The organism is Streptomyces cyaneochromogenes (assembly GCF_003963535.1).
Lineage (GTDB): Bacteria > Actinomycetota > Actinomycetes > Streptomycetales > Streptomycetaceae > Streptomyces > Streptomyces shaanxiensis.
On record NZ_CP034539.1, the window covers coordinates 5692473 to 5714291 of the forward strand.

The 21819-nt window shown below is 72.5% G+C and carries 20 protein-coding genes and 1 tRNA gene; 12 read left to right on the top strand and 9 right to left on the bottom strand.

Annotation, left to right across the window (positions count from 1 at the left end; all coding sequences use genetic code 11):
* The first annotated feature begins 104 nt into the window (after nt 1-104).
* The 4 genes from EJ357_RS25855 to EJ357_RS25870 all read left to right on the top strand — a co-directional run bounded on the left by EJ357_RS25855 (nt 105) and on the right by EJ357_RS25870 (nt 5258).
* Entirely contained in the window at nt 105-1310 is a 1206-nt protein-coding gene (locus EJ357_RS25855; protein ID WP_126393973.1) for a DNA polymerase III subunit delta', read from the top strand.
* A 192-nt stretch (nt 1311-1502) separates the two neighbouring features.
* Nucleotides 1503-3203, top strand: a complete 1701-nt coding sequence (locus EJ357_RS25860; RefSeq protein ID WP_175647531.1) for an alpha/beta hydrolase — start codon at nt 1503-1505, stop codon at nt 3201-3203.
* A 203-nt stretch (nt 3204-3406) separates the two neighbouring features.
* Nucleotides 3407-3483, top strand: a tRNA-Thr gene (locus EJ357_RS25865).
* Between the two features lie 365 nt (nt 3484-3848).
* Nucleotides 3849-5258, top strand: coding sequence for a Tat pathway signal sequence domain protein (locus EJ357_RS25870; protein ID WP_126393974.1), 1410 nt, complete (start codon nt 3849-3851; stop codon nt 5256-5258).
* 179 nt (nt 5259-5437) lie between these two features.
* Here EJ357_RS25870 and EJ357_RS25875 read toward each other — a convergent pair whose 3' ends face one another.
* Together EJ357_RS25875 and EJ357_RS25880 are read right to left on the bottom strand one after the other, a co-directional pair.
* The gene (locus tag EJ357_RS25875) at nt 5438-7813 is read right to left on the bottom strand and encodes an ATP-binding SpoIIE family protein phosphatase (RefSeq protein ID WP_126393975.1); all 2376 of its coding nucleotides are present in this window, start codon (nt 7811-7813) and stop codon (nt 5438-5440) included.
* A gap of 266 nt (nt 7814-8079) precedes the next feature.
* Nucleotides 8080-8511 (bottom strand): hypothetical protein, encoded by a 432-nt coding sequence (locus EJ357_RS25880; RefSeq protein ID WP_126393976.1) that lies wholly within the window; start codon nt 8509-8511, stop codon nt 8080-8082.
* Between the two features lie 261 nt (nt 8512-8772).
* Between EJ357_RS25880 and EJ357_RS25885 the strand changes: the two genes are divergently transcribed.
* The 6 genes from EJ357_RS25885 to EJ357_RS25910 all read left to right on the top strand — a co-directional run bounded on the left by EJ357_RS25885 (nt 8773) and on the right by EJ357_RS25910 (nt 13846).
* The gene (locus tag EJ357_RS25885; RefSeq protein ID WP_126393977.1) at nt 8773-9405 is read left to right on the top strand and encodes an RNA polymerase sigma factor; all 633 of its coding nucleotides are present in this window, start codon (nt 8773-8775) and stop codon (nt 9403-9405) included.
* The gene (locus EJ357_RS25890) at nt 9371-10225 is read left to right on the top strand and encodes a cupin domain-containing protein (RefSeq protein WP_126393978.1); all 855 of its coding nucleotides are present in this window, start codon (nt 9371-9373) and stop codon (nt 10223-10225) included. Before EJ357_RS25885 ends, EJ357_RS25890 begins: the two co-directional genes overlap by 35 nt.
* Nucleotides 10222-11097: an ABC transporter ATP-binding protein gene (locus EJ357_RS25895; protein WP_126393979.1), complete on the top strand. Its 876-nt coding sequence runs from the start codon at nt 10222-10224 to the stop codon at nt 11095-11097. The genes EJ357_RS25890 and EJ357_RS25895 overlap by 4 nt, the downstream gene beginning before the upstream one ends.
* Nucleotides 11094-12683 carry a hypothetical protein gene (locus tag EJ357_RS25900; protein WP_126393980.1) on the top strand — a complete coding sequence of 530 codons (1590 nt, stop codon included), beginning with the start codon at nt 11094-11096 and terminating at the stop codon, nt 12681-12683. Before EJ357_RS25895 ends, EJ357_RS25900 begins: the two co-directional genes overlap by 4 nt.
* A complete protein-coding gene (locus EJ357_RS25905; protein ID WP_126393981.1) occupies nt 12680-13330 on the top strand; it encodes an ABC transporter in 651 nt (216 codons plus the stop codon). Before EJ357_RS25900 ends, EJ357_RS25905 begins: the two co-directional genes overlap by 4 nt.
* 105 nt (nt 13331-13435) lie before the next feature.
* A complete protein-coding gene (locus tag EJ357_RS25910; protein WP_228472601.1) occupies nt 13436-13846 on the top strand; it encodes a DUF3052 domain-containing protein in 411 nt (136 codons plus the stop codon).
* A 48-nt stretch (nt 13847-13894) separates the two neighbouring features.
* Here the strand turns inward: EJ357_RS25910 and EJ357_RS48455 are convergent, their stop codons facing one another.
* On the bottom strand, nt 13895-14968 hold the full coding sequence (locus tag EJ357_RS48455; RefSeq protein ID WP_175647532.1) for a hypothetical protein: 1074 nt from the start codon (nt 14966-14968) through the stop codon (nt 13895-13897).
* 217 nt (nt 14969-15185) lie between these two features.
* On the opposite strand from EJ357_RS48455, the gene EJ357_RS25920 reads away from it, so the two are divergent.
* Nucleotides 15186-16079, top strand: a complete 894-nt coding sequence (locus tag EJ357_RS25920; protein ID WP_126393983.1) for a glycosyltransferase family 2 protein — start codon at nt 15186-15188, stop codon at nt 16077-16079.
* A gap of 208 nt (nt 16080-16287) precedes the next feature.
* On the opposite strand, the gene EJ357_RS25925 is transcribed toward EJ357_RS25920, so the two are convergent.
* Both EJ357_RS25925 and EJ357_RS25930 read right to left on the bottom strand, forming a co-directional pair.
* Nucleotides 16288-17991 carry a bifunctional 3'-5' exonuclease/DNA polymerase gene (locus EJ357_RS25925; RefSeq protein ID WP_126393984.1) on the bottom strand — a complete coding sequence of 568 codons (1704 nt, stop codon included), beginning with the start codon at nt 17989-17991 and terminating at the stop codon, nt 16288-16290.
* Between the two features lie 34 nt (nt 17992-18025).
* Nucleotides 18026-18820 (bottom strand): Clp protease N-terminal domain-containing protein, encoded by a 795-nt coding sequence (locus tag EJ357_RS25930; RefSeq protein ID WP_126393985.1) that lies wholly within the window; start codon nt 18818-18820, stop codon nt 18026-18028.
* 72 nt (nt 18821-18892) lie between these two features.
* Between EJ357_RS25930 and EJ357_RS25935 the strand changes: the two genes are divergently transcribed.
* Nucleotides 18893-20008, top strand: a complete 1116-nt coding sequence (locus tag EJ357_RS25935; protein ID WP_126393986.1) for a DUF2786 domain-containing protein — start codon at nt 18893-18895, stop codon at nt 20006-20008.
* Nucleotides 20009-20040: 32 nt separating this feature from the next.
* Here the strand turns inward: EJ357_RS25935 and EJ357_RS25940 are convergent, their stop codons facing one another.
* From EJ357_RS25940 to rpmB, 4 genes are all read right to left on the bottom strand, one after another.
* Nucleotides 20041-20574 (bottom strand): DUF4232 domain-containing protein, encoded by a 534-nt coding sequence (locus EJ357_RS25940; RefSeq protein ID WP_126393987.1) that lies wholly within the window; start codon nt 20572-20574, stop codon nt 20041-20043.
* A 53-nt stretch (nt 20575-20627) separates the two neighbouring features.
* A complete protein-coding gene (locus tag EJ357_RS25945) occupies nt 20628-21116 on the bottom strand; it encodes a hypothetical protein (RefSeq protein WP_126400037.1) in 489 nt (162 codons plus the stop codon).
* Nucleotides 21117-21275: 159 nt separating this feature from the next.
* The gene (gene rpsN, locus EJ357_RS25950) at nt 21276-21581 is read right to left on the bottom strand and encodes a 30S ribosomal protein S14 (RefSeq protein ID WP_126393988.1); all 306 of its coding nucleotides are present in this window, start codon (nt 21579-21581) and stop codon (nt 21276-21278) included.
* The gene (gene rpmB / locus EJ357_RS25955) at nt 21581-21817 is read right to left on the bottom strand and encodes a 50S ribosomal protein L28 (protein WP_126393989.1); all 237 of its coding nucleotides are present in this window, start codon (nt 21815-21817) and stop codon (nt 21581-21583) included. Before rpmB ends, rpsN begins: the two co-directional genes overlap by 1 nt.
* Between the last annotated feature and the right edge of the window lie 2 nt (nt 21818-21819).

Sequence of the window (21819 nt, forward strand, 5' to 3'; positions counted from 1 at the left end):
CCGTCGCACGACTGCCCAGGGCCGCCCAACCCGGCTCCCGTTGTCAGTGCCGCCCCGCACAATGGATCGCGCAAGACGAAGCGTGACGAAAGGCGGCGTGACCCATGACCGTGTGGGACGACCTGGTGGGGCAGGAGCGGGTGAGCGAGCAGCTGGGCGCTGCCGCTCGGGATGCCGACGCCCTCGTCACCGCCGCCGCTGCCGACGCGCCGCCTCCCGAGGCGTCCAAGATGACGCACGCGTGGTTGTTCACGGGACCGCCCGGCGCGGGCCGGAACCAGGCGGCGCGGGCCTTCGCCGCCGCGTTGCAGTGCGTCAGCCCTGACCGGGCACTGGGCGGTGCTCCCGGATGCGGGTTCTGCGACGGCTGTCATACGGCACTCGTCGGCACGCACGCCGACGTCACCACCGTCGCCGCGGTCGGCACCCAGATCCTCGCCGACGACATGCGGGACACCGTCCGCAAGTCGTTCACCTCGCCGGCGAACGGCCGTTGGCAGATCATCCTCGTCGAGGACGCCGAGCGGCTGAACGAGAAGTCGGCCAACGCCGTGCTGAAGGCCGTCGAGGAGCCCGCCCCCCGCACGGTCTGGCTGCTCTGCGCCCCCTCCATCGAGGACGTCCTGCCCACCATCCGCTCGCGCTGCCGCCACCTGAACCTGAGCACGCCCTCGGTCGACGCCGTCGCCGACATGCTCGTACGGCGGGAGGGCATCGAGCCCGACGTCGCAGCCGCGGCGGCCCGCGCCACCCAGGGCCACGTCGACCGGGCCCGCCGCCTGGCCACCGATCCGTCCGCCCGCGAGCGCCGGGCCTCCGTCCTCAAGCTGCCGCTCCGGCTCGGCGAGGTCGGCGGCTGTCTCAAGGCCGCCCAGGAACTCGTCGACGCCGCCGCCGAGGACGCCAAGCAGCTTGCCGAGGAGCTCGACACCAAGGAGACGGAGGAGCTGAAGGCGGCGCTGGGCGCGGCCCAGGGCGGCAGGATGCCGCGCGGTACGGCGGGCGTGATGAAGGAGCTGGAGGACAAGCAGAAGCGGCGCCGTACGCGGACGCAGCGCGACAGCCTCGACCTCGCGCTGACCGACCTGACCGCCTTCTACCGCGACGTCCTCGCCCTCCAGCTCGGCTCCCGTATCGCCCTCGCCAACACGGACGCCGAGGACGCCTTGGAGCGCCTCGCCCGCGACAGCGCCCCGGAAGCCACGCTTCGCCGCATCGAGGCGATCGCCGCCTGCCGCGACGCCCTCGACCGCAATGTGGCGCCGCTGCTGGCGGTGGAGGCGATGACGATGGCGCTCAGAGCGGGCTGAGCCACTAGATGTATTAAGGGCGGGCTGAAGACGTATTAAAGGGTGGACTGAGGCACTCGGAGCGGACTGAAGCGCCGCCGCCGCCGTCGCCTCTCCGCCTGAGTGATCAACAGGAAATTGACCATGTAACTCGTACGAGCCGCGATGTGCACACAGGGCATCCAAACCACTGCGCAGAGTTACGCTCGCCTGATGTACACCAGGCGCAGCTCTCCAGTAAGCCCGGACCCGAGCCCGGCTGGGCTCGGCCGCCGAAACAGCGACCGCAGCGACCGCAGCGAACGAAGCAATCGCGGTGACTGGGGCGACGGGGGTGGCCGGGGCGACCGGAGTGGCCGCTCAAGCTCCCGGCGCACCCGCGCCTTCGGCGCCCTCTTCGCCGCGGCCACGCTGCTCGCCTCCGCCTGCACCTCCGGCGGGTCGACGAACTCGGGACGCCCGGCGGCCGAGGCGGCCCTGGCCGCGCTGCCGCGATCGACGCCGGCCGCGCTCGCGCCGTACTACGGGCAAAGGCTGACCTGGCGCGACTGCGGGGCGCCCGGCTTCCAGTGCGCCACGATGAGGGCACCGCTCGACTACACGAAGCCGGACGACGGGAGCATCCGGCTCGCCGTGGCCCGCAAGAAGGCGACGGGTCCGGGCGAGCGGCTCGGCTCGCTGCTCGTGAACCCGGGCGGCCCGGGCGGCTCGGCGATCGGCTACCTCCAGCAGTACGCGGGGATCGGCTACCCGTCCGACGTGCGCGCCCGCTACGACATCGTCGCGGTCGACCCGCGTGGCGTTGCCCGCAGCGAGCCGGTCGAATGCCTCGACGGACAGGCGATGGACAGGTACACGCAGGCGGACTTCACGCCCGACGACGAGAAGGAGACCGAAGAACTGGTCGGCGCGTACAAGAGGTTCGCGGAGGGGTGCGGGGCGGACTCGCCGGATGTGCTGCGCCATCTCTCCACCGCCGAGGCGGCCCGGGACATGGACATCCTGCGGGCGACGCTGGGGGACCCGAAGCTGACGTACGTGGGGGCGTCGTACGGCACCTTCCTAGGGGCGACGTATGCCGGGCTCTTCCCGAACCGGGTGGGCAGGCTGGTCCTGGACGGCGCGATGGATCCCTCCCTGCCCGCTCGCCGGATGAACCTCGACCAGACGGCGGGCTTCGAGACGGCGTTCCAGGCGTTCGCGCGGGACTGCGTGCGGCAGCGGGAGTGTCCGCTGGGCACGAAGGCCGGCGAGGTCGGCAAGAACCTCAAGTCCTTCTTCCGCAAGCTCGACGCGAAGCCCATCCCGACCGGCGATCCGGACGGCCGTCGGCTCGGCGAATCCCTCGCCACCACCGGCGTGATCGCGGCGATGTACGACGAGGGGGCCTGGGGACATCTGCGCGACGCGCTGTCCGCGGCGATGGAGGAGAACGACGGCGCGGGTCTCCTCGGCCTCTCCGACAGCTACTACGAGCGCGACGCCGACGGCGGCTACACCAACCTGATGTTCGCCAACGCGGCCGTGAACTGCCTGGACCTCCCGCCGGCCTTCGCCACCCCCGACGAGGTCCGCGCATCCCTCCCCGCCTTCGAGAAGGCGTCCCCCGTCTTCGGCGAAGGCCTCGCCTGGGCCACCCTGAACTGCGCGTACTGGCCAGTGGCCCCGACCGGCGAGCCGCACCGCATCGAGGCGAAGGGCGCGGCCCCGATCGTGGTGGTCGGCACCACCCGCGACCCGGCGACCCCGTACCGCTGGGCCCAGGCCCTCTCCCGCCAGCTCTCCTCGGCCCGCCTCCTCACCTATGAAGGGGACGGCCACACGGCGTACGGGCGGGGCAGCAAGTGCGTCGACAACACGATCAACGCGTATCTCCTGCGGGGGACGCCGCCCAGTCGGGAGAAGCGCTGCTGACGACGTACGGTGCGGCGGACGGCCCCGGAGGGTGGGATTCCGGGGCCGGGGCGGGGGCTGGAGTGGGTGGCGGAAGGCCTGCACAGGGCCCTCACAGGGCCTCCGTGGAGCCTCCGGAGGGCCGGTCAGGGGTTGGTACGGAGCACTCCAGAAACTGTGTAGACTTACCGACGTTGCTGATCGCACCATAGTGCGGACAGCGCGCCGCCTTAGCTCAGATGGCCAGAGCAACGCACTCGTAATGCGTAGGTCTCGGGTTCGAATCCCGAAGGCGGCTCCATCAAACCCCAGGCCGGATTAGATCCGACCTGGGGTTTTGTCGTTCAGCGGACGCGGCGACGCCCGGCGTGCTCCGCACGGGTGTCGGTGGCGTCGGATGGCGTCCGTCGACAGGAGATCGGCCCTTTACGTACCGGTGGGCCTGGCTGATCTTGGTGTGCCGCAGGATCTCGTGATCCCAACTGCCGAGCATCGAGTTGAACAAGAGCCCGACCCGGCCCACCCGCAAACCCCAGTCGCCGCCTCGTGCCCTGTCGCGCCGTCTCGCCAATTGCTCCTCCCGCCAAGGCCGTTGACCCCTCCCACCCGCACCAGCAGAATGAGCGCGCATCCGTGAGAGCGCTCTCAAAACCGAGGGAGACCCCCATGACCGGCACAACCGACAGGCACGGCCAGGTGCCCACCCGTCGCACGCTCATCGGGGCCGGTCTCGGACTCGCGGTCGGGCTCGGTGCCGCGGGCTTCACGGCGGTCGGTTCCGGTGTTGCGCACGCCGCCGTGGACGGAAGCCGCGCCACCCCCGCCACCTACCGCGCCCAGGCCTTCCTGGCCGCCGCAATGGACGCCTACCCCGACCACGGCACCGTCCGCCTCGCCCAGAGCTACAGCGACCAGGCCGGTCTCTTCAGTACCGCCTTCACCTACGACAACGCCCTCGCGGCCCTCGCTCACCTCGCCACCCGCACCGCGGACGGGCGGGAGCGGGCCGTCGTGCTCGGGGACGCGCTGCTGTACGCGCAGCAGCACGACCCGGTCCATGGCGACGGGCGGCTGCGGCAGGCCTACAACGTCGGGCCGTACACCTTCTACGACGGCTCGCTGCAGCCGGACGGGTTCGTGCGTGCGGACGGGAGCGTCAACGTCGGGACGCAGTTCGGGTTCACGGGTACGGCCGTGGGGGACATGGCGTGGGCCGGGATCGCGCTCAGTGCGCTGGCCCGGCGGACGGGGGAGCGGCGGTTCCTCGACGGTGCCGTGCGGATCGGGGAGTGGATCGAGCGGAACGGGCGGACCGATGAGCCTCTTGGGGGGTACAAGTTCGGGGTGAACGGGGCCAACGAGAAGCTGCCCTTCACCTCCACCGAGCACAACACCGACCTGGTCTGTCTGTTCGGGCGGCTCGCCCGGCTCACGAAGGACGGCGTGTGGCTGGAGCGGCGTGACCGCGCGCGGGACTTCGTCCGGAGGATGTGGGAGGCGGACGGCGGGTTCTTCTATACCGGGACCAATGACGGGGTCGTCATCAACACCTCCCCCGTTCCCGAGGACACCCAGACCTGGACCCACCTCGCCCTCGACTCCCGTGCCCACGCCTCGTCGCTGGACTGGGCCGCGCGTGAGCTGGCCGTTCTCGACCACGCCGAGCGGCCCAACAGCACGGTGCCGGCGGGGCAGTCGTACGAAGGTGTCACCTTCAGTTCGGCCAGTCTGCTCGCGAACGAGGACGCCCCGATCGCCGACGGTCAGCCCAAGCCGGACCGCAACGGTGTGTGGTTCGAGGGGACCGCTCATCTCGCGCTCGCCCTGCGGGAGCGGCAGGGTCGGGGGGACGCGGCGCGGGCGCGGCGGCTGGTCGCGTCCATCGAGCGGGCCCAGGATCTGCTCGGGGACGGACAGAGTGTCGGAGGACGGGCGCTGCCCGCGCGCTCCGGGGTCGTGTCGGCCAGCAGTCCGCTCGACACCGGGTTCGGGTTCGGCTACTACCCGTACCGGCACCTCGGTGCGACGGCCTGGTATGTGATGGCGGCCGCGCGCTTCAACCCGCTGCGGGCCTGAACCGGCACGCGCACCGAAGGCGTCGGTCGCGGCCCGCTCACAGTGGAGCCCTGTCCTCGGGGAACAGCGTGATGGCGCGCAACCTCCGTCGGCCGGTCCTGCGTCGGCCGGACCTCCGTCGGCCGGATCTCCGGCGGTCTGCGGTGTCGTCGGGTCGCCGCCCGGACGCCCGGTCATGGTCAGCCGACCGGGAGGGGCTGTTCGGCCCAGATCGTCTTGCCGGTCGGGGTCTGCCGGGTGCCCCAGCCCTGGGTGAGCTGGGCGACCATGTGCAGTCCGCGGCCGCCCTCGTCGTAGGTGCGGGCGCGCCGCAGATGGGGCGCCGTACTGCTGGCGTCGGACACCTCGCAGATCAGGGTGCGGTCCCGGATCAGGCGCAGCCCGATGGGTACGTCGCCGTACCGGATGGCGTTGGTGACCAGCTCACTCACCACCAGCTCGGTGACGAACGCCGCCTCCTGCAGACCCCATGCCGCGAGCTGCCGGGAGGCCTGCGCGCGGGCGTCGGCCACGATCGCCGGGTCGGACGGCAGCGCCCACGCGGCGACCTGGTCGGCGTGCAGGGCCCGGGTGCGGGCGAGGAGGAGGGCCACGTCGTCGGCGGGGCTCTCGGGGAGCAGGTCCTTGAGGATGGAGTCGCAGGTGGTCTCCAGCGACGGCACCGGAGAGGCGAGGGCCTCGCAGAGCTGTTCCAGGCCGAGGCCGACGTCGCGTTCGCGGGAGATCAGGCCGTCCGTGCAGAAGGCCAGCAGGCTGCCCTCGGGCAGCTCCAGCTCGGTCGACTCGAAGGGCAGCCCGCCGACGCCGAGCACGGGGCCGGGCGTGAGATGGACGATGCCGACCGTGCCGTCGGGCAGGAGCAGGGCGGGCGGGACATGGCCGGCACTGGCCAGGGTGCAGATCCGGGAGACCGGGTCGTAGACGGCGTACAGGCAGGTCGCGCCGATCCCGCCGGTGTACGGCAGCTCCCGGACGATGCTGTCGTCGTCCGAGGTGAGGTGGGTGACCAGGTCGTCGAGGTGGGTGAGCAGCTCGTCCGGGGGCAGGTCCACGTCGGCGAGGGTGCGTACGGCGGTGCGCAGCCGCCCCATGGTGGCGGAGGCGTGGATGCCGTGCCCGACGACATCGCCGACGACCAGCGCGACCCGGGTACCCGAGAGCGGCACGACATCGAACCAGTCGCCGCCCACGCCGGCGCCCGTGCCGGCGGGCAGATAGCGGTACGCCACCTCGACGGCCGCCTGCTTCGGCAGGTCGCGGGGCAGCAGGCTGCGCTGGAGGGTGAGGGCGTTGGTGCGCTCGCGCGTGTACCGCCGGGCGTTGTCCACACCCACGGCGGCCCGCCCCGCGAGTTCCTCGGCGAGGATCAGATCGTCCTGCTGGAAGGGCGGGGACCTCTTCCCGCGTACGAAGACCGCGACGCCGAGGGTGATGCCGCGGGCCCGCAGCGGGGCGGCCATGACCGAGTGGAGTCCGTGCTCCTGGACGACGGTGGCCCGCGCGTCGTGCTCGGTGACCCAGCGGACGAAGTCGGGGTCGCTCGCGCCGCTGAGCACCGGGCGGCCGCTGGTCAGGGAACGGGCGGGGGGCGAGAACGGAGGATACGTGTCGACCCCGCCCAGGTCGACGGCAGCCTCCGGCACGCCCCCGCCCTCGGTGGCCGACTGATGGGCGACCCGGCGCAGCACCACGGCGGCGTCGACCGGCCCCGGCACCGGCTCCTCCCCGCGCATCACCGAGTCGAGCAGGTCCACGCTGGTGAAGTCGGCGAGCCGGGGGACGGCCAGATCGGCCAGCTCCTGGGCGGTGCGGTTCACGTCGAGGGTGGTGCCGATACGGGTGCCCGCCTCGTTCAGCAGGGCCAGCCGCTGCCGGGCGGCGTACTGCTCGCTGCTGTCGAAGGCGGCGGTGCCGACCCCGGCCACCGTGCCGGAGGCGGGGTCCCGGACGGGCCACAGCTCCACGATCCAGGAGCGCTGCCGGCCGGCGTCGGCGGGCGGTGCCGGGGCGAACCCCTCGTATCGCATCGGCATGGCCTCCTCGGCGACCCGCCGCACACACCGGAGAAACCCTTCGTCGGACCGGGCCTCCCCGAGCGGATCGGCCTCCGCGCCCGCGTTCAGCCGCCACGAGCCCGACGCGGGGCTGTAGGTGGACAGGGCGATCGAGGACTGGGCGAAGGCCCACTCCACCATCCGCCGGTCGCGCTCCGAGTCGGCGGTTCCGGTGGTGGCGGTGACGACGAACGCCTGTGTCGCGCCGGCACTGTCCAGCGAGGGATGGGCATGCAGGGTCAGCTCGACCCGACGGCCGTCCCGATGCCTGAGCACCGCCGTACCGCTCCACTCCTGGGAGCCGACGGGGGAGAAGCCGGTCGCCTCCCGGTCCACGAGAAGGTCGGCCGCGGCCCGCCCCACCACCTCGGAGGCCCGGTACCCCAGCAGCCGCCGAGCACCCTCGCTCCACCCCGTGACGACGCCTTCCAGGCCGATGGTGGCCGTCGCGGCATCTACTGACCACCCGCTGTGACCGAAGTTCTGATCAAAAGTGGCCATTACTGCTCAATTCGCGCTGGTGATGTTACTCACGGTTCCAGCGTGCGCGTCGCGGGAGGATCGGACAAGTCGGATTCCCGCGCATGAGATTCCTGTGCATGGAGATGGGGTGCAGGGGGCTGACTCTCGTGGCGGTCGGATGTCCGCTCTCCACCGCCCGGCGTACCCTGTGCACGCAAGGGGCGTTCCCCGGAGCTGACTTCCGGGGAACGCCCTTTGTGCTCACCGCGTCAACTGTGGCTCAGTTGTAGGTGGTTGTCGGCCGTTCAGCAGTTGTTCACGCCGTCGAAGCGGCGCGGCTGGATGGCGACCTTGGAGGTGGCCTCCCAGCCCGGGTCGAGCGAGGTGCAGGTGCCGTCCGCGCCGAAGGCCCAGACGATCTTCACGCGCACGCGGTAGCTGCAGTCGTTACGGGCGTGGCCGGTCTGCGTGATCGTGCCACGGTCGACCCAGCCGGCGACACAGGTGGGTGCCGTGCCTTTGGCGCCGACGGTGGCGGCGGCCGCCGGGGAGGCGCCGACGGTGGCCGTCAGCGCCGCTGCGGAAAGCATCACCGCGGCCGTGCGCTTGAGGGTGGTTGAGGTACGCAAAGGATTTCCCCCTTTGTTCGGGTACAGCGAGTCGTCCCGTTCGGAGATCTGGTCAGGTATCTCCTGGGACGCGGTCGGTTGGAAGCTATGTCCGCGCTTGATCGGCACACAAGTACCTTGCAAAACACATGAGTTGGGGCCGTGTCCGAAAGTGTGCGCGATTCCGGAAAGGGGAGGGATGTCCTCCGTTCGCGCTTGATGGTGTCCAGTCAGGGACGTTCGTGTCCCCGGACGCCTTCGTGGCCGGATTCCGATCGGATGGGCCTTCGCCATGTGGCGTGAATTGGGCGGGCGGCCTCCCTCGAATGTGACGAGGGTCACTTCGGGTCCGTGAACCGTCGGCGCGGGCCCTTACGACGAAGGGGTGTGATGGGAGAGCCGCGCGATGCGAATACCGAAGCGGACCTCGTGGCGGCCGTCGCCGAGGGAGACCGCGAGGCCTTCGAGCTGCTCTACCGTCACTACGCCCCTTGGCTGGTCGCCCGACTGCGCCACCGCTGCGCGGACGACTCGCTGCTCGACGACATCGTCCAGGAGACGTTTCTCAACCTGTGGCGCACCTGTGCGGCCGGTCGGCAGCGGCAAGTCGCCGACATGGGTGGGTGGTTGTGGCGCATCGCCTCCCGGCGGCTCGTGGACCAGGCCCGCGCGGGTGGCGCCCGCTCGCGGGTACAGCGGGCGCTGCAGCGGTTGCGTATCCGCGACGAACCGTCGGCCGAGGAGGAGGCGCTCGCCGGCGGCCGGCACGGCGACCTGGCCGATGCGCTGGCCCGGCTGCCCACGGAGCTCCGCCGCGTCATGCAGGCGACGGTGGTCGACGGCCTGACCGTACGGCAGGCCGCGAACGTTCTCGGAGTGCCGCCCGGCACGGTGAAGACGCGCGCCATGCGGGCCCGCAAGTTACTGAAGCAGGAGCTCGATCGAGGGGCCGCGCCACGACAGCGGCCCGGCTGGAGAGGAGGCGAGGATGACGCAGCGGACATTGCCGCAGGAGAGTCCTGACCCTCACACACCTGACGCGCTGCTGCGCGGCTATGCACGCGGAGAGACGCCGGCGCACGCCCTGCGGGCCGTCGAGTCGCACCTCGACCACTGTCCGCTCTGCCGCTCACGGCTGTCCGGCCACACCGACCCGCGGATCCTGGACCACGGCTGGGAACGCCTCGACGTGGCGATCGACGCACCCGTACCCGGTACAGGAGAGCGGCTGCTGGTCCGCTTCGGGGTGCCGGACCATGTGGCGCGGCTGATCGCGGCGACTCCGGCGCTGCGTGCGTCCTGGGTGGGTGCCGCCGCCCTGACGTTGCTGCTCGCCGCGCTGATCGCGCGCCTGGCCGAGCCGGCCGGGACGCCGCTGCTCTTCCTCGGTCTCGCACCGCTGCTGCCCGTGGCCGGAGTGGCCGTCTCCTACGGCCGGCGCTGGGACCCCGCGCACGAGATGGGCCTGGTGACACCCATGCGGGCCCTGCGGCTCGTGCTGCTGCGCACCGCCGTGGTCCTCGCCACCTGCATCGCCCTGACGGGCGCCGCCAGTCTGGCCGTGCCCGGTCTCGGCCTCGCCACCTTCGGGTGGCTGCTGCCCGGCTGTGCGCTCACCGCCGTGAGCCTCGCCCTGGCGGCACGGATGGACTCCACGACGGCGGCCGGCGCGACCGCGGCCGGCTGGCTCGCCGTCCTGATCGCCACCCACGACTCGCACGCCGTCTTCAGCGCGACGGGACAGACCGCCTCGGCCGCGGTGCTCGCCGTGGCCTCGGTGGCCGTGCTGCTGTCCCGTACCGCATTCGACCGACCCGCTTACCGACAGGGGACTGCCCGATGACCGATCACACCGTCGAGGTACGGGAGTTGGGTGTGCGCTACCGGCGTTCCGTGGCGCTCGACTCCGTGTCCTTCTCACTGCGGACGGGCGTCACCGGCCTGCTCGGTCCCAACGGCGCGGGCAAGACCACCCTGCTGCGGGCCCTGGCCACCGCACTCGTCCCCGACACCGGGGAGATCCGGGTGCTCGGCCAGGATCCTCGCGACCCCGGTCAGCGCACGGAGATCAGGCGCCGCCTCGGATTCCTGCCGCAGGACCCCGGATTCCATCCGAACTTCACCGCCTTCGAGTTCGTCGACTACGTCGCGATCCTCAAGGAGATGACCCACCGCGGCCGCAGGCACGACGAGGTGCGCCGGGTGCTCGACGCCGTGGGCCTGAGTGAGCACCGCGGCAAGCGGATCCGGATGCTGTCGGGCGGTATGAAGCAGCGCGTGGCGCTCGCCGCGGCGCTCGCGGGCGAGCCCGAACTGCTCATCCTCGACGAACCGACCGTCGGCCTCGACCCCGAACAGCGGCTGCGCTTCCGCGAGTTGATCGCCGACATCGGCGAGGGCCGGACCGTCCTGCTCTCCACCCATCAGACCGAGGACGTCGCCGCCCTGTGCCGCCGCGTCGTCGTACTCGACCACGGCGTCGTCAAGTTCGACGGCGATCCGGTCGGTCTGAGCGCGGTCGCCCAGGGCCGGGTGTGGAGCAGCGCCGAGCGCGACCCGCAGGCGCTGGCCGGATGGCGTACCGGCCAGGGGACGTTCCACAACATCGGCAGTCCGCCGCCGGGTGCCGCGATCGTGGACCCGGCGCTGGAGGACGGCTATCTGCTGCTCCTCGACGACACCGGACGGCGGGCCGGTCAGGGGGCCGCGGCATGAGCGGCACGATGACCGAGGCCCCGGTGCGCGCCGAACGCCGCACCCCCCGCGCGGCGGGCGCCGCCACGCGCACGCTCGCCCGCGTCGAGGCCGTACGGCTGCTGCGGCACCCCGCCGTACTCGCCGCGTTCGGGCTGTATCTGGCGCAGTGGGCGTACAGCGGGTACTCCGGCGACGACCGCTATCCGGTGCTGCACGACGAGGACCGCTACACCCAGCTCTCGCTCCTGCTGATCGCGGCGGGAACCCTGCTCGCGGCCAACCTCGCCGCGCTCCGCTCGTACCGGCACGGCACCGACGCGATGTTCGACCTCCTGGTGCTTCCGCCCTGGCGGCGCACCTGGGCCCTGCTGCTCGCCCTGCTGCCGGTGACCGTGCTGTCGGCGGTCCTGGCCGGCGCCCGCATCGGATACACGGCCGCTCAGGACGCGGCGATCGGCAGCCCCTCCGTGGCGGAACTCGCCACCGGCCCGCTCGTGGTGCTCCTGGCCGGCGCGATCGGCGTCCTCGCGGCCCGCGTCGTGCGATCCATGGTGGCCGCGCCGCTCACCCTGGCCGCGCTCGGGATCGTGACGGTGGTGGGCGCACTGCAGCCGAAGTCGGACGTGCGGTGGTGGGGTCTGGTCGGCATCGAGGACGAGAACGTGCCACCGCTGCCCACCTCACTCACCTACCGTCCGGCGGGCTGGCATCTGCTCTATCTGGCCGCCCTGGTGACCTTGGTGGCCGCGGCGGCGGTGCTCCGCGCGGGCGGTCGCTCGACCGTGTTCAGGGCGACGGCCGGCGTCGCCCTGCTCGCGGTGATCGGCACGGGTCTGGCCCAGCAGCGCGGTCTGCCGGACGAGGTCCGCGAGGCCCGTACGACCGCCGAGAACGCCCCGTCGTCGCAGCAGGTGTGCGTCGAGCGCGACGGCGTCGACCACTGCGCCTTCCCCGAGTTCAAGGACCGGTACCGGCAGTGGGCGGAGGTGACCGGGGGAGTGCTGCGCTGGGTGCCGCGGACGGCGCGGGAGAAGCGGTATGTCGTACGCCAGCACGTCTTCCTGAGCACGGTCGGCACCGGTGTCGTGCCTCCGTTGCCGGTGGCGAAGTGGGCTGCCGACGACCGTGCGGCCGGGACGCCGGGCGCCGTGCCCGTCGGCACCGACTGGGGCACGCACAGCGACCTCGCGGGCGACCACATGCTCGGCTTCGCCGGGAGCTTCGCGTACCGCGCGGTGACCGGCGAGGCCCCCGCCGACGCCCGCAACCAGGCGGTCTGCCGCGCGCGCGGGGCGCTCACACTGTGGCTCGCCGTCCAGGCGACGGACGGAACCCGGGAGGCCTACGACTCGCTGACCGGGCGATCCTTCGGCGGTCTCTCGCTCAACACCTTCAACGCCGCCACCGGCCTCGGTGTCAGCGCGCGTGAACAGGACCTCGTACGGACCCTGCTGACGCGGCGCGACGCCGAGGTCGGCGCCAAGGTGAAGCAGTCGTGGACGCGACTCACGGCGGCGGACACCACGACCGACGAGGCGGCCGCCCTCCTGGGCGTCCCGGCCCCGCCGGCCGCGCGCGACGGCGAGGAGGGCCGGTGCGCGTGAACGCCTCCACGGGTGCGGTGCTGCGCACGCTGCTCAGGCCCGACCTGCGGGCGGCCCGCACCCTTCCGCTGCTCGGTGCGGGCGTGGTGGGGGTGGCCGCTACGGGCTGCCCCGCGCTGTTCTCCGCGCACGTCCAGCCGGACGCGGCCGCCGTGCTGTTGCGGATCGCGACCGTACTGACCGCCATCGGCCTCGCCTGCCTCCTGGACGACCCCGCGGCCCGGACCACCGTGGTGGTGCCCGTGTCGCGAGGGCTGCGCAGCGGGCTGAGGATGGCCGTGGGCCTGCTGGCCTTCGGGCTCTTCTGGGGTGCCTCGGCGAGCCTCGCCCGGCTGGGAGTGGCCGCCGAGGCACGGCAGTCGTTCCCGGTCGGCGGGCTCGCGGTGGAAGGCGTGACGCTCGCCGTCGGCACGCTCGCCCTGGCCCTCCTCGGTGTGCGGCGATCGGCGCTGGGGGCGGGCAGCTTGGTGGCCGCGCCTGCGCTGACGCTCCTTGTCGGGGCGGCACTGTTCCTTCCGGACAGCCTGGAGCTGTTTCCCGTACCGGGTGATCCGGGCTGGAGCGATGCCACCCTGCGGTGGACCGTGCTGCTGCTCTTCGCCTTGGCCGGCTGCGCGGCACAGCTGCGCGAGCGGCCTGTCCGCTGACGGCGTGGTGCGCGACTGAGGCCGGTGACCTGCTACTCGCGGTTCCCGCGTGCGCGGCGCGAGAGAATCGGACAAGTCGGATTCCTGTGCAGGGAAATGGTGGTGATGAGCGCGATGAGTCACTCCGCTACGCCGCTCGCCAAGAAGATCGGCATCAAGCCGGGCCACCGTCTCCGGCTCCGACACGCGCCCGCCCACTGGGACATCCCGGGCCTGCCGGAAGGCTGCGAGGTGGCCGAGGGAAGCCCGCGGGGCGCGGACGTCGCCGTCGCCTTCTACCGGTCCTACGCCGACCTCGTCACCGAAGCCCCCGCCCTGGTCGACGACCTCGCCGACGACGCCATGCTGTGGCTCGCCTGGCCCCGCCGCGCGGCCGGGCACGTCAGCGACATCACCGAGAACTCCCTGCGCGACCTCTTCCTCCCGCTCGGCGTGGTCGACGTGAAGGTGGCGGCGCTGGGGGAGGACTGGTCAGGCCTGAAGTTCGTACGGCGCCGGGAGAACCGGCGTACGTGACCGGATGTGCGTGTCGGCGGCGAGGCTCGGTATCGGGACCCGGCTTCCCTAGTCGCCCCCGCCCCCGCCCCCGCCACCGCCCCCGCCGTCACCGCCCCCGCTGTCGCCCCCACCGCTGTCCCCGCTGCTGCCGCCGTCCGACCCCCAGCCGTCGCCGCCGCCGGGCTCGTTGTCGTCGCCGCCCTGCCCGAGGTTGCTGAACCAGGCACGGTCCCACCACTCGTCGGCGGCGAGGGGCTCACCCTCGTTCACCGGGCGCCGCTGCGACCGGAACCGTGCCAGGCCCGTGGTGTCCCCCAGCCCGAAGGCGACGGCGAAGACCTGCGCCATGACGGCGTCCAGCGGGTCCGGGCTCTCGTACCGCACGGGGGACAGCGGCAGCAGGACCGAGCCCTGCTCCAGCACCGGCCGGCGTGGGGGGCGTGTCAGCAGGGCGACGCGCTGTTCGTTGCGCAGCAGCCACGAACTCACCGCGTTCTCCCGCCGCAGCACCCAGTACTGCCCGGGCAGCCACACCTCCACGGAACTCTTCGACTTCCGCAGCTTCTTCTTGAGGCTGAGCTGCGCCGTGACCTCGCCGACCGTCAGACGCAGGCCCTTGGAGGGTTCGGAGGCGTCGGCCCGGAAGCCGCGGGGCGCCCGGAGCCGTACGACAGGAGCGTACGGACCCCATACGTCCACGCGCACCAGACGCCGGTCCACGGCGACGGTGACCGGCCCGGCGGGCCCCGGCGCGAACCGCCGCGCGATCCACAGCGGTACGCCCTCGGCCCGGGCCCGGGCCCCCAGAGCGGCCACCTGGTCCGGCCCGCCGCACCGCCAGACCGCCAGCTCACCCAGCCTGTGGGCGAACTCGGCGGCCCGGCGCACCCGCACCGGCGTGGCGGTGCCGGTGACGCGGGTGACGGGGACGATCCCGGTCCCCGCCGCCAACCGCTGGAGCGGGCGCTCCGCCCCACCGCCCCCGAGCCACCACCCGCGCTGGAACGCCTCGGCCATGGCGCCGAAGTTCAGCTCACTCGACGGTGTGGTCCTGCCACCCCTGCGCAGCCGGTCCTCGGTCAACTCCACGGTCCGCGCCAGCGGATTCCACGACTGCTCGCTGTACAGAACCTGGCTCACCACAACCCCCGTCCCCCGCGGCCGGCTCAGCACGGCCCACCCTCACCATTGTCCGGTCCTGCCCGCTCCCATGCCGCTGTGGCGTACGGCACAGGGAGCAGCCGCGTGTGACCGCCGTCCGTCATACAAATCGGCGTACTCAAGACGTCCCTGCAGTGAACGACTAGCATCCGCCGGAAGCCGTGGCCGGGGCGAAGTGACGGAATGAGGGCTGGACATGACGGAACCGAGGATCGCCGTCGCCGTGGTGACCATGGGGAACCGCCCCGCCGAGGTCGACGCGCTGCTCGAGTCCGTGGCCAAGCAGGACCTCGCCCCCACCCGGATCGTCATCGTCGGCAACGGCTGCCCGCTTCCCGAGTTCGCCGAACGGCTGGGCCTGCCCGGCGAGGTCACGCCGATCGAGCTCGACGAGAACCTCGGCTGCCCCGGCGGGCGCAACGCGGCCCTCGCGCGGCTGCGGGAGTTCGGGGACGTCGACGTCGTGGTCGACCTGGACGACGACGGGCTCCTCGTCGACGCCGACGTACTGCGCCGCGTACGCGACCTGTACGCCGCCGACGACCGGCTCGGCATCGTCGGCTTCCGCATCGCCGACGAGCACGGCGAGACACAGCAGCGGCACGTGCCGAGGATCGGCAAGTCGGATCCGCTGCGGGGCGGTTACGTCACCGGCTTCCTCGGCGGCGGGCACGCGCTGAGCATGGCGATGCTCGACGAAACCGGGGACTGGCCCGCCGAGTTCTTCTTCGCCCACGAGGAGACGGACCTGGCCTGGCGGGCGGCCGACGCCGGCTGGCGCATTCTCTACGCCCCCGAACTCCTCCTCCAGCACCCGAAGACCTCGCCCGCCCGGCACGCCATCTACTACCGCGTGACCGCCCGCAACCGCGTCTGGCTGACCCGCCGCCGGCTCCCGCTCGCCCTCGTCCCCGTCCACCTGGGCATCTGGATCCTGCTCACCCTCGCCCGCAACCGCTCGCCGGCCGGCCTGCGCGCCTGGTTCGGCGGCTTCCTGGAAGGCCTACGGGAACCGGCGGGCGAGCGACGCCCCATGCGCTGGCGCACGGTGTGGCGGCTCTGCCGGCTGGGGCGGCCCCCGGTCATCTGACCAGGCCCGTCAACGGACGGGACGCGGGCCCCGGTCGTTCACCTCTGACGACCGGGACCCACACGCGCCCCCGGATCCGGCCACGGCGGCGACGCTCCCCCGAGCTGCGCGTCGTACGCACGCACCGTCGGGCCGGACCCGATGTAGTGAGATTAAGCCATGTTGACGGAACGCCAACAACTGGCCAAAGGTGTTTTTTGACACTCGATCACTTGGCGTCGGCATAACACTCCACCACCGCCGTGGTGAACGGAAACCGCACCGGCGTCTCCCCGAACGTCAGCCGCCCGGCCAGCTCAGCCGCCTCGCGGATCGCCGTCACCACCGCCTCGGCCTCTTCCTCGGGACAGTGCACGATCACCTCGTCGTGCTGGAAGAAGACCAGTTCGGCCGCCATGCCCGCACAGGTCTGCCGCAGCGCGGCGAGCAGCAGCAGGGTCCAGTCGGCGGCACTGCCCTGGACGACGAAGTTGCGGGCGAAGCGGCCCCGGGCGCGGGCGTTGGTGGAGGCGTAGCCCGGCACCCACTCCTGCGGCCCGGAGCCGTCGGCCGACTCCTCCCGCGCCTGCGGTGTCGGGATCCCCGCCTCCTCGGCCGCGTCGTCCGACGCCCCGGCGGCCGGGGGACACGTCCGCCCCAGCCACGTCCGCACGAGCCGCCCCTCCTCCCCGGCCCGCGCCGCCTCGTCGACGTACGCCACCGCTCTCGGGAAACGGCGTCTGAGCGCGGCGAGGTTCTTGAGTCCGTCGCCGGAGGTCTGCCCGTAGACGGCGCCCAGCACGGCGAGCTTGGCCTGATCGCGGTCGCCGGAGAAGGCGCGGTCGGAGACGGACTGGTAGAGGTCGGTCTCCCGCCCGGCCACCTCCATCAGCCCGGGATCACGCGAGATCGCGGCGAGCACCCGCGGCTCCATCTGGTCGGCGTCGGCCACGACGAGCCGCCAGCCCGGGTCGGCGACCACCGCACGCCGGATGACCTTCGGAATCTGCAGCGCGCCCCCGCCGTTGGTCACCCACCGCCCGGTGACCGTCCCGCCCGCGAGGAACTCCGGCCTGAACCGCCCGTCCCGCACCCAGTCCTGCAGCCAGGACCAGCCGTGCGCCACCCAGATGCGGTACAGCTTCTTGTACTCGACCAGCGGCTTCACGGCCGGATGGTCGAGGGACTCGATCTCCCAGCGGCGCGTCGATCTGATCCTGATCCCGGCCTGCGCGAAGGCCTTGACGACGTCCGCGGGCAGATCGGGCCGCACCCGGCGCCCGAACGCGGCCGACACCTCGTCCGCCAGCTCGGCCAGCCGGCGCGGCTCCCCGCCCCCGGCGTACCGCTCACCCAGCAGTTCGTGCAGCACCCGGCGGTGCACCTCGGCGCTCCAGGGCAGCCCGACCCGGTTCATCTCGGCGGCGACGAGCATGCCCGCCGACTCGGCCGCCGTCAGCAGCCGCATCCGCTCCGGGTGTGCGGTCGCCCCGTGCCGACGCTGCTGGTCGGCGTACACCTCGACGAGGTCGGCGAGCGGCACATGGACCGCCTGCGGCTCGAAGAGCGGGGACTGCGAGCCGGGTTCGGCGGCGCGCAGGGGCGGGTCGGGCGGTACGGGGCGGCGGCGCAGCCGGGCGAGGGCGGCGGCGGCCGACCTCGGCTCGCCGTACCGCCCCTCGTGACCGAGCAGGAGCGTCTCGGCGTCCTCGATGTCGTAGCACCGCTCGACTCGCACCCCCGTGGCGAGCAGACGCGGATAGACCTCGGCGGTGGACCGCCACACCCACCGCGCGACCTCCGGCCGCCCCCGCACGGCCTCGGCCGCGTCCGCCTCCCACCGCACCGGCCCCGCGGGCAGCCCGTCCGGACCGAGGGGGGCGATCTCCACGCCGCCGTCCTCGGCCGGAGCGAGCGCCCACCGGTCGGTCATGCTGCGAGTGTGGCACCCGGGTCTGACAACGCCCTCAGCCTTGCTTCTCGCCCTGTTCCCCGCCCCGTACCTCGCCCTGTCCGTCGGCCGTCTTCAGCGTCGTCTCCTCACCGCTCTTCAGGAACTGGGAGAGCAGTTCGACGACGTACGCCTCCATCGCCTCCTTGGAGAGGCCGAGGCCGGACAGGACGCCGGTGCCGTTCTCGAACTCCAGCAGGGCCAGCAGGATGTGCTCGGTGCCGATGTAGTTGTGGCCGAGGCGCAGCGCCTCGCGGAAGGTGAGTTCCAGGACCTTCTTGGCGTCGGAGCCGTACGGGATGAGTTCTGGAACCTCGTCGGCGGCGGGCGGCAGCGCGGCGGTCGCGGCCTGGCGCACGGAGTCCAGGAGGACGCCCTGCGCCGTGATCGCCTTCGAGGCCAGGCCGTCCGGGTCGGCCAGCAGTCCGAGGACCAGGTGCTCGGGGCGGCCCTCGGCGTTGCGTGCCGCGATGGCCTCGTTGTGGGCGGCCATCACCGCGCCCCGGGCACGCGGCGTGTAGCGGCCGAAGCCCTGCTGCGGATCGAGGTCGATCGACTCCTTCGGCACGAACCGCTTCTGCGCGGCCTGCCGCGTGACGCCCATGCTCCGGCCGATGTCGGTCCAGGAAGCACCCGACCGCCGGGCCTGGTCCACGAAGTGGCCGATCAGATGGTCGGCCACCTCACCGAGGTGATCACCGGCGATCACCGCGTCCTGGAGCTGATCGAGGGGCTCGTCGTGGACCTTCTTGATGGCCGCGATGAGTTCGTCGAGTCGTACGGATGACGTGATGCTCGGGTTCGTCGACATGTGTCAACCGTAGGTTGACGATCCCGAGGCGTCAACCCGTGGTTGACGGGCTCGTTTCATTACGATCCTGTGGTGAGCACGCCCAGCACGGTCGACCGAGCCTTCGAGGCCGCCCTCTACGCCACCGGCCACACCGCCCTCGACACCGGCGCATCCCTCCTCGCCGCCGACACCGCGGCGGACGCCGAACTCGCCCGTCGCGGACAGGAGTTCGTGGCGGCCGCCTGGCGGCGCGGCTGGCAGCCGGCCGATGTCGTACGGCTCGTGCGGCGCGACCTGGACGACGTGCACGTACGACTGCTCGCGGCGCTGATCCGAGCACAGCAGCCGGACGACGGCCCCCGCGGCCCGCGCTGGAACGCCCAGCTCGACGACCTGCCCGCCGAGGCCCCGCCCCGCACGGACCGCTTCTCGCACGCGACCGCCGTCCTGGAGCTGTACCGCCTCCTGCTGCGCCTGCCCACGCTGGAAGCCCTGGACCAGGCGGCCGCACCGGCCACCCGGGCCACCGGGCCCGAGTCCCGCATGCTCACCCGCATCCGCGCGCTGCTGGCCAAGGCGGAGGCGACCGGCTTCCCCGAGGAGGCGGAGGCGCTCACCGCCAAGGCGCAGGAGCTGATGGCCCGGCACAGCATCGACGACGCGCTGCTCCCGACCAGCGACCACGCCCCGAAGGACGCGCCCGGTGCCTGCCGGATCGGTGTGGAACCGCCGTACGAGCAGGCCAAGGCCGTCCTGCTGGACGCGGTGGCGACCGCCAACCACTGCCGCGCCGTGTGGAACGAACCCTTCGGCTTCTCCACGGTCGTCGGCTTCGAGGCCGACCTGGAGGCGGTCGAGCTTCTCTACACCTCGCTTCTCGTGCAGGCCCAGACCGCGATGACGAAGGCGGAGGCGGCCCAGCGCGCGGGCGGCCGCAAGCGCACCAAGACCTTCCGGCAGTCGTTCCTGGCGGCCTACGCCCACCGCATCGGCACCCACCTGACCGCCGCCGCTCGGACGCAGGTGACCCAGGACCTGCTCCCGGTCCTCGCCTCCCGCGAGGTGGCGGTCACCGAGCGCCTGGACCGCATGTTCCCGGAGACGACCACGACCCGCCTGCGCGGCGTCAGCGACGAGGCGGGCTGGGTGGAGGGCTCGGAGGCGGCCGACCGGGCCCGGACGAAGGCCCGACGGCCGCTGCGCTGAGCCGCGTCAGCGGCCGGGGCGCCGCAACCGCGTCAGTCGCCCGACTGCTGGAAACCGGTCACCGAGGCGTCCGGGGTCTGCCCGTCGCTCTTCAGCGCGATGTCGCCGTACGACCACTTGAAGCTGTGCGGCTCGGCCGCCCCGGGCAGCGAGATCTTCACCGACTTCACGGCGAGGCTCTTGGTACCGCCGCCCTCGCCCCGCACGTAGGTGAGGGTGAAGGAGGTGGAGGCCTCCTTCGCGAGGGTCGTCTTCCCCGTCGCGGCGGCCTCGTCGGGCGCGACGGTGGCCACGGTGTCGCCCGCGTCGAGCTCGACGCCGGGCAGCCCGTCCAGGACGCACTTGGCACCGCTGCGGTTGGTGACGGTGACGGGCACGTTGCCGGTGTCCCCGGCGGCGGGGGCGGCGTTGGCCGGCCCGAACTCCACGGCCAGCTGGTCGGCGCAGGCGGAGGCGGCCTTGCTTTCCTTGCCGCTGTCGGCGTCGGCGGTGTCGTTGCCGCCGTCGCAGCCGGTCAGCAGGAGGGCCGCGGCGAGGGCGGCGACGGTGAGGGAGGTGGCGCGCATGGAGTCCTTCAGGGAGTGACGTCGGAGATCGCGTGCAGTCCCCGAATCAAACCTCACGATCCCAGACCGGCCGTCGGCAGCCCTGTCGGCAGCGCGTCGCCCTCCGCCCTGGTGTACGTCTCCGCGCCCAGGCCGCCCTCCCAGGTCACCTTCAGCGAGGTCTTGCCGACGGAGTCCACCATCCCGATCGCCCGGTCCTTGCTGCCGTCACTGCACTTGAGCCGGATCATCCGCATCCCGTCCTCCTCACCGGCGGTCCCGCTGCACACGGTCCCGCCGGTCGCGAAGAGCCCGGCCTCCTTGCCGGTGACGACCAGCGCGACGGCCTTGCCGTCGGTCGTGGCGAGCCAGTTGCCCTCCAGGCCACCGGCCGCGGAACCCGACCCTCCCGTACCGCCGCCCGTGTCGGCACTGGCCGACGCGGAGGCGCTGGGACCGGAGTCGCCCGTGGGGGTGGCGTCGGAGTCGGAGCCGCCGTCGCCGCTGCAGGCGGTGAGGGCGAACGCACCCGCCAGGGCCGCGGCCACGGCCGTGACCCGCATCCGCCGGCCCGGCATCGTGCGCGTACGCGAGAAAGTCGCCGAGGTCACTGGAAGCTCCCAAGCTGTAGCGGTCGGCATACGGCCGAATCGGCCGACATGGCCGAAACGACCGCAGCAAGTTACCAGGGAGTCCTGTCGGCGCCCCACCACCCGCCCGACCTACCAGGACGCCTTGCGCACCCCCGGCAGATACCCGGCATGCGCCTGCCCCCGCAGGCTCACCCGGGACAGCCCGAACGTACGGAAGTAGCCACGCGGCCGCCCGTCCACCTGGTCCCGGTTGCGGACACGCGTGGCGCTGGCGTCCCTGGGCTGCCCGCGCAACTCGCGCTGGGCGGCGAGCCGTTCGGCGTCACTGGACGACGGCCGCCGGATGATCTCCTTCAGCTCGGCCCGCCGCGCCGCGTACCGGGCGACGATCTCCTGCCGCTGCCGGTTCTTCGCGATCTTGCTCTTCTTGGCCATCAGACCTTCACTCCTCGGGCGCGGATACGGGCGACGGCCGCCTCGACTCCGATGACGTCGACCGTCTTGATCCCCTTGGCGCTGAGCCGCAGCCGCACATGCCGGCCCTCACTGGGCAGCCAGTAGCGCTTGGTCTGGATGTTGGGGTCGAAGCGGCGGGAAGTCCGCCGGTGCGAGTGGGAAATGGTGTTGCCGAAGCCGGGCTGGGCGCCGGTCAGCATGCAGTGGGCGGACACGG

Excerpts from the sequence above, each read along its gene's own strand:
- EJ357_RS25855 (WP_126393973.1), top strand. The coding sequence starts at position 105 with ATGACCGTGTGGGACGACCTGGTGGGGCAGGAGCGGGTGAGCGAGCAG.
- EJ357_RS25875 (WP_126393975.1), bottom strand. The coding sequence starts at position 7,813 with ATGGCCACTTTTGATCAGAACTTCGGTCACAGCGGGTGGTCAGTAGAT.
- rpsN (WP_126393988.1), bottom strand. The coding sequence starts at position 21,581 with ATGGCCAAGAAGAGCAAGATCGCGAAGAACCGGCAGCGGCAGGAGATC.
- EJ357_RS25900 (WP_126393980.1), top strand. The coding sequence starts at position 11,094 with ATGAGCGGCACGATGACCGAGGCCCCGGTGCGCGCCGAACGCCGCACC.
- EJ357_RS25945 (WP_126400037.1), bottom strand. The coding sequence starts at position 21,116 with ATGCGGGTCACGGCCGTGGCCGCGGCCCTGGCGGGTGCGTTCGCCCTC.
- EJ357_RS25940 (WP_126393987.1), bottom strand. The coding sequence starts at position 20,574 with ATGCGCGCCACCTCCCTCACCGTCGCCGCCCTCGCCGCGGCCCTCCTG.
- EJ357_RS25925 (WP_126393984.1), bottom strand. The coding sequence starts at position 17,991 with ATGACCGACCGGTGGGCGCTCGCTCCGGCCGAGGACGGCGGCGTGGAG.
- EJ357_RS25870 (WP_126393974.1), top strand. The coding sequence starts at position 3,849 with ATGACCGGCACAACCGACAGGCACGGCCAGGTGCCCACCCGTCGCACG.
- EJ357_RS25860 (WP_175647531.1), top strand. The coding sequence starts at position 1,503 with ATGTACACCAGGCGCAGCTCTCCAGTAAGCCCGGACCCGAGCCCGGCT.
- EJ357_RS25885 (WP_126393977.1), top strand. The coding sequence starts at position 8,773 with ATGGGAGAGCCGCGCGATGCGAATACCGAAGCGGACCTCGTGGCGGCC.
- EJ357_RS25895 (WP_126393979.1), top strand. The coding sequence starts at position 10,222 with ATGACCGATCACACCGTCGAGGTACGGGAGTTGGGTGTGCGCTACCGG.
- EJ357_RS25890 (WP_126393978.1), top strand. The coding sequence starts at position 9,371 with ATGACGCAGCGGACATTGCCGCAGGAGAGTCCTGACCCTCACACACCT.
- EJ357_RS25910 (WP_228472601.1), top strand. The coding sequence starts at position 13,436 with ATGAGCGCGATGAGTCACTCCGCTACGCCGCTCGCCAAGAAGATCGGC.
- EJ357_RS25930 (WP_126393985.1), bottom strand. The coding sequence starts at position 18,820 with ATGTCGACGAACCCGAGCATCACGTCATCCGTACGACTCGACGAACTC.
- EJ357_RS25920 (WP_126393983.1), top strand. The coding sequence starts at position 15,186 with ATGACGGAACCGAGGATCGCCGTCGCCGTGGTGACCATGGGGAACCGC.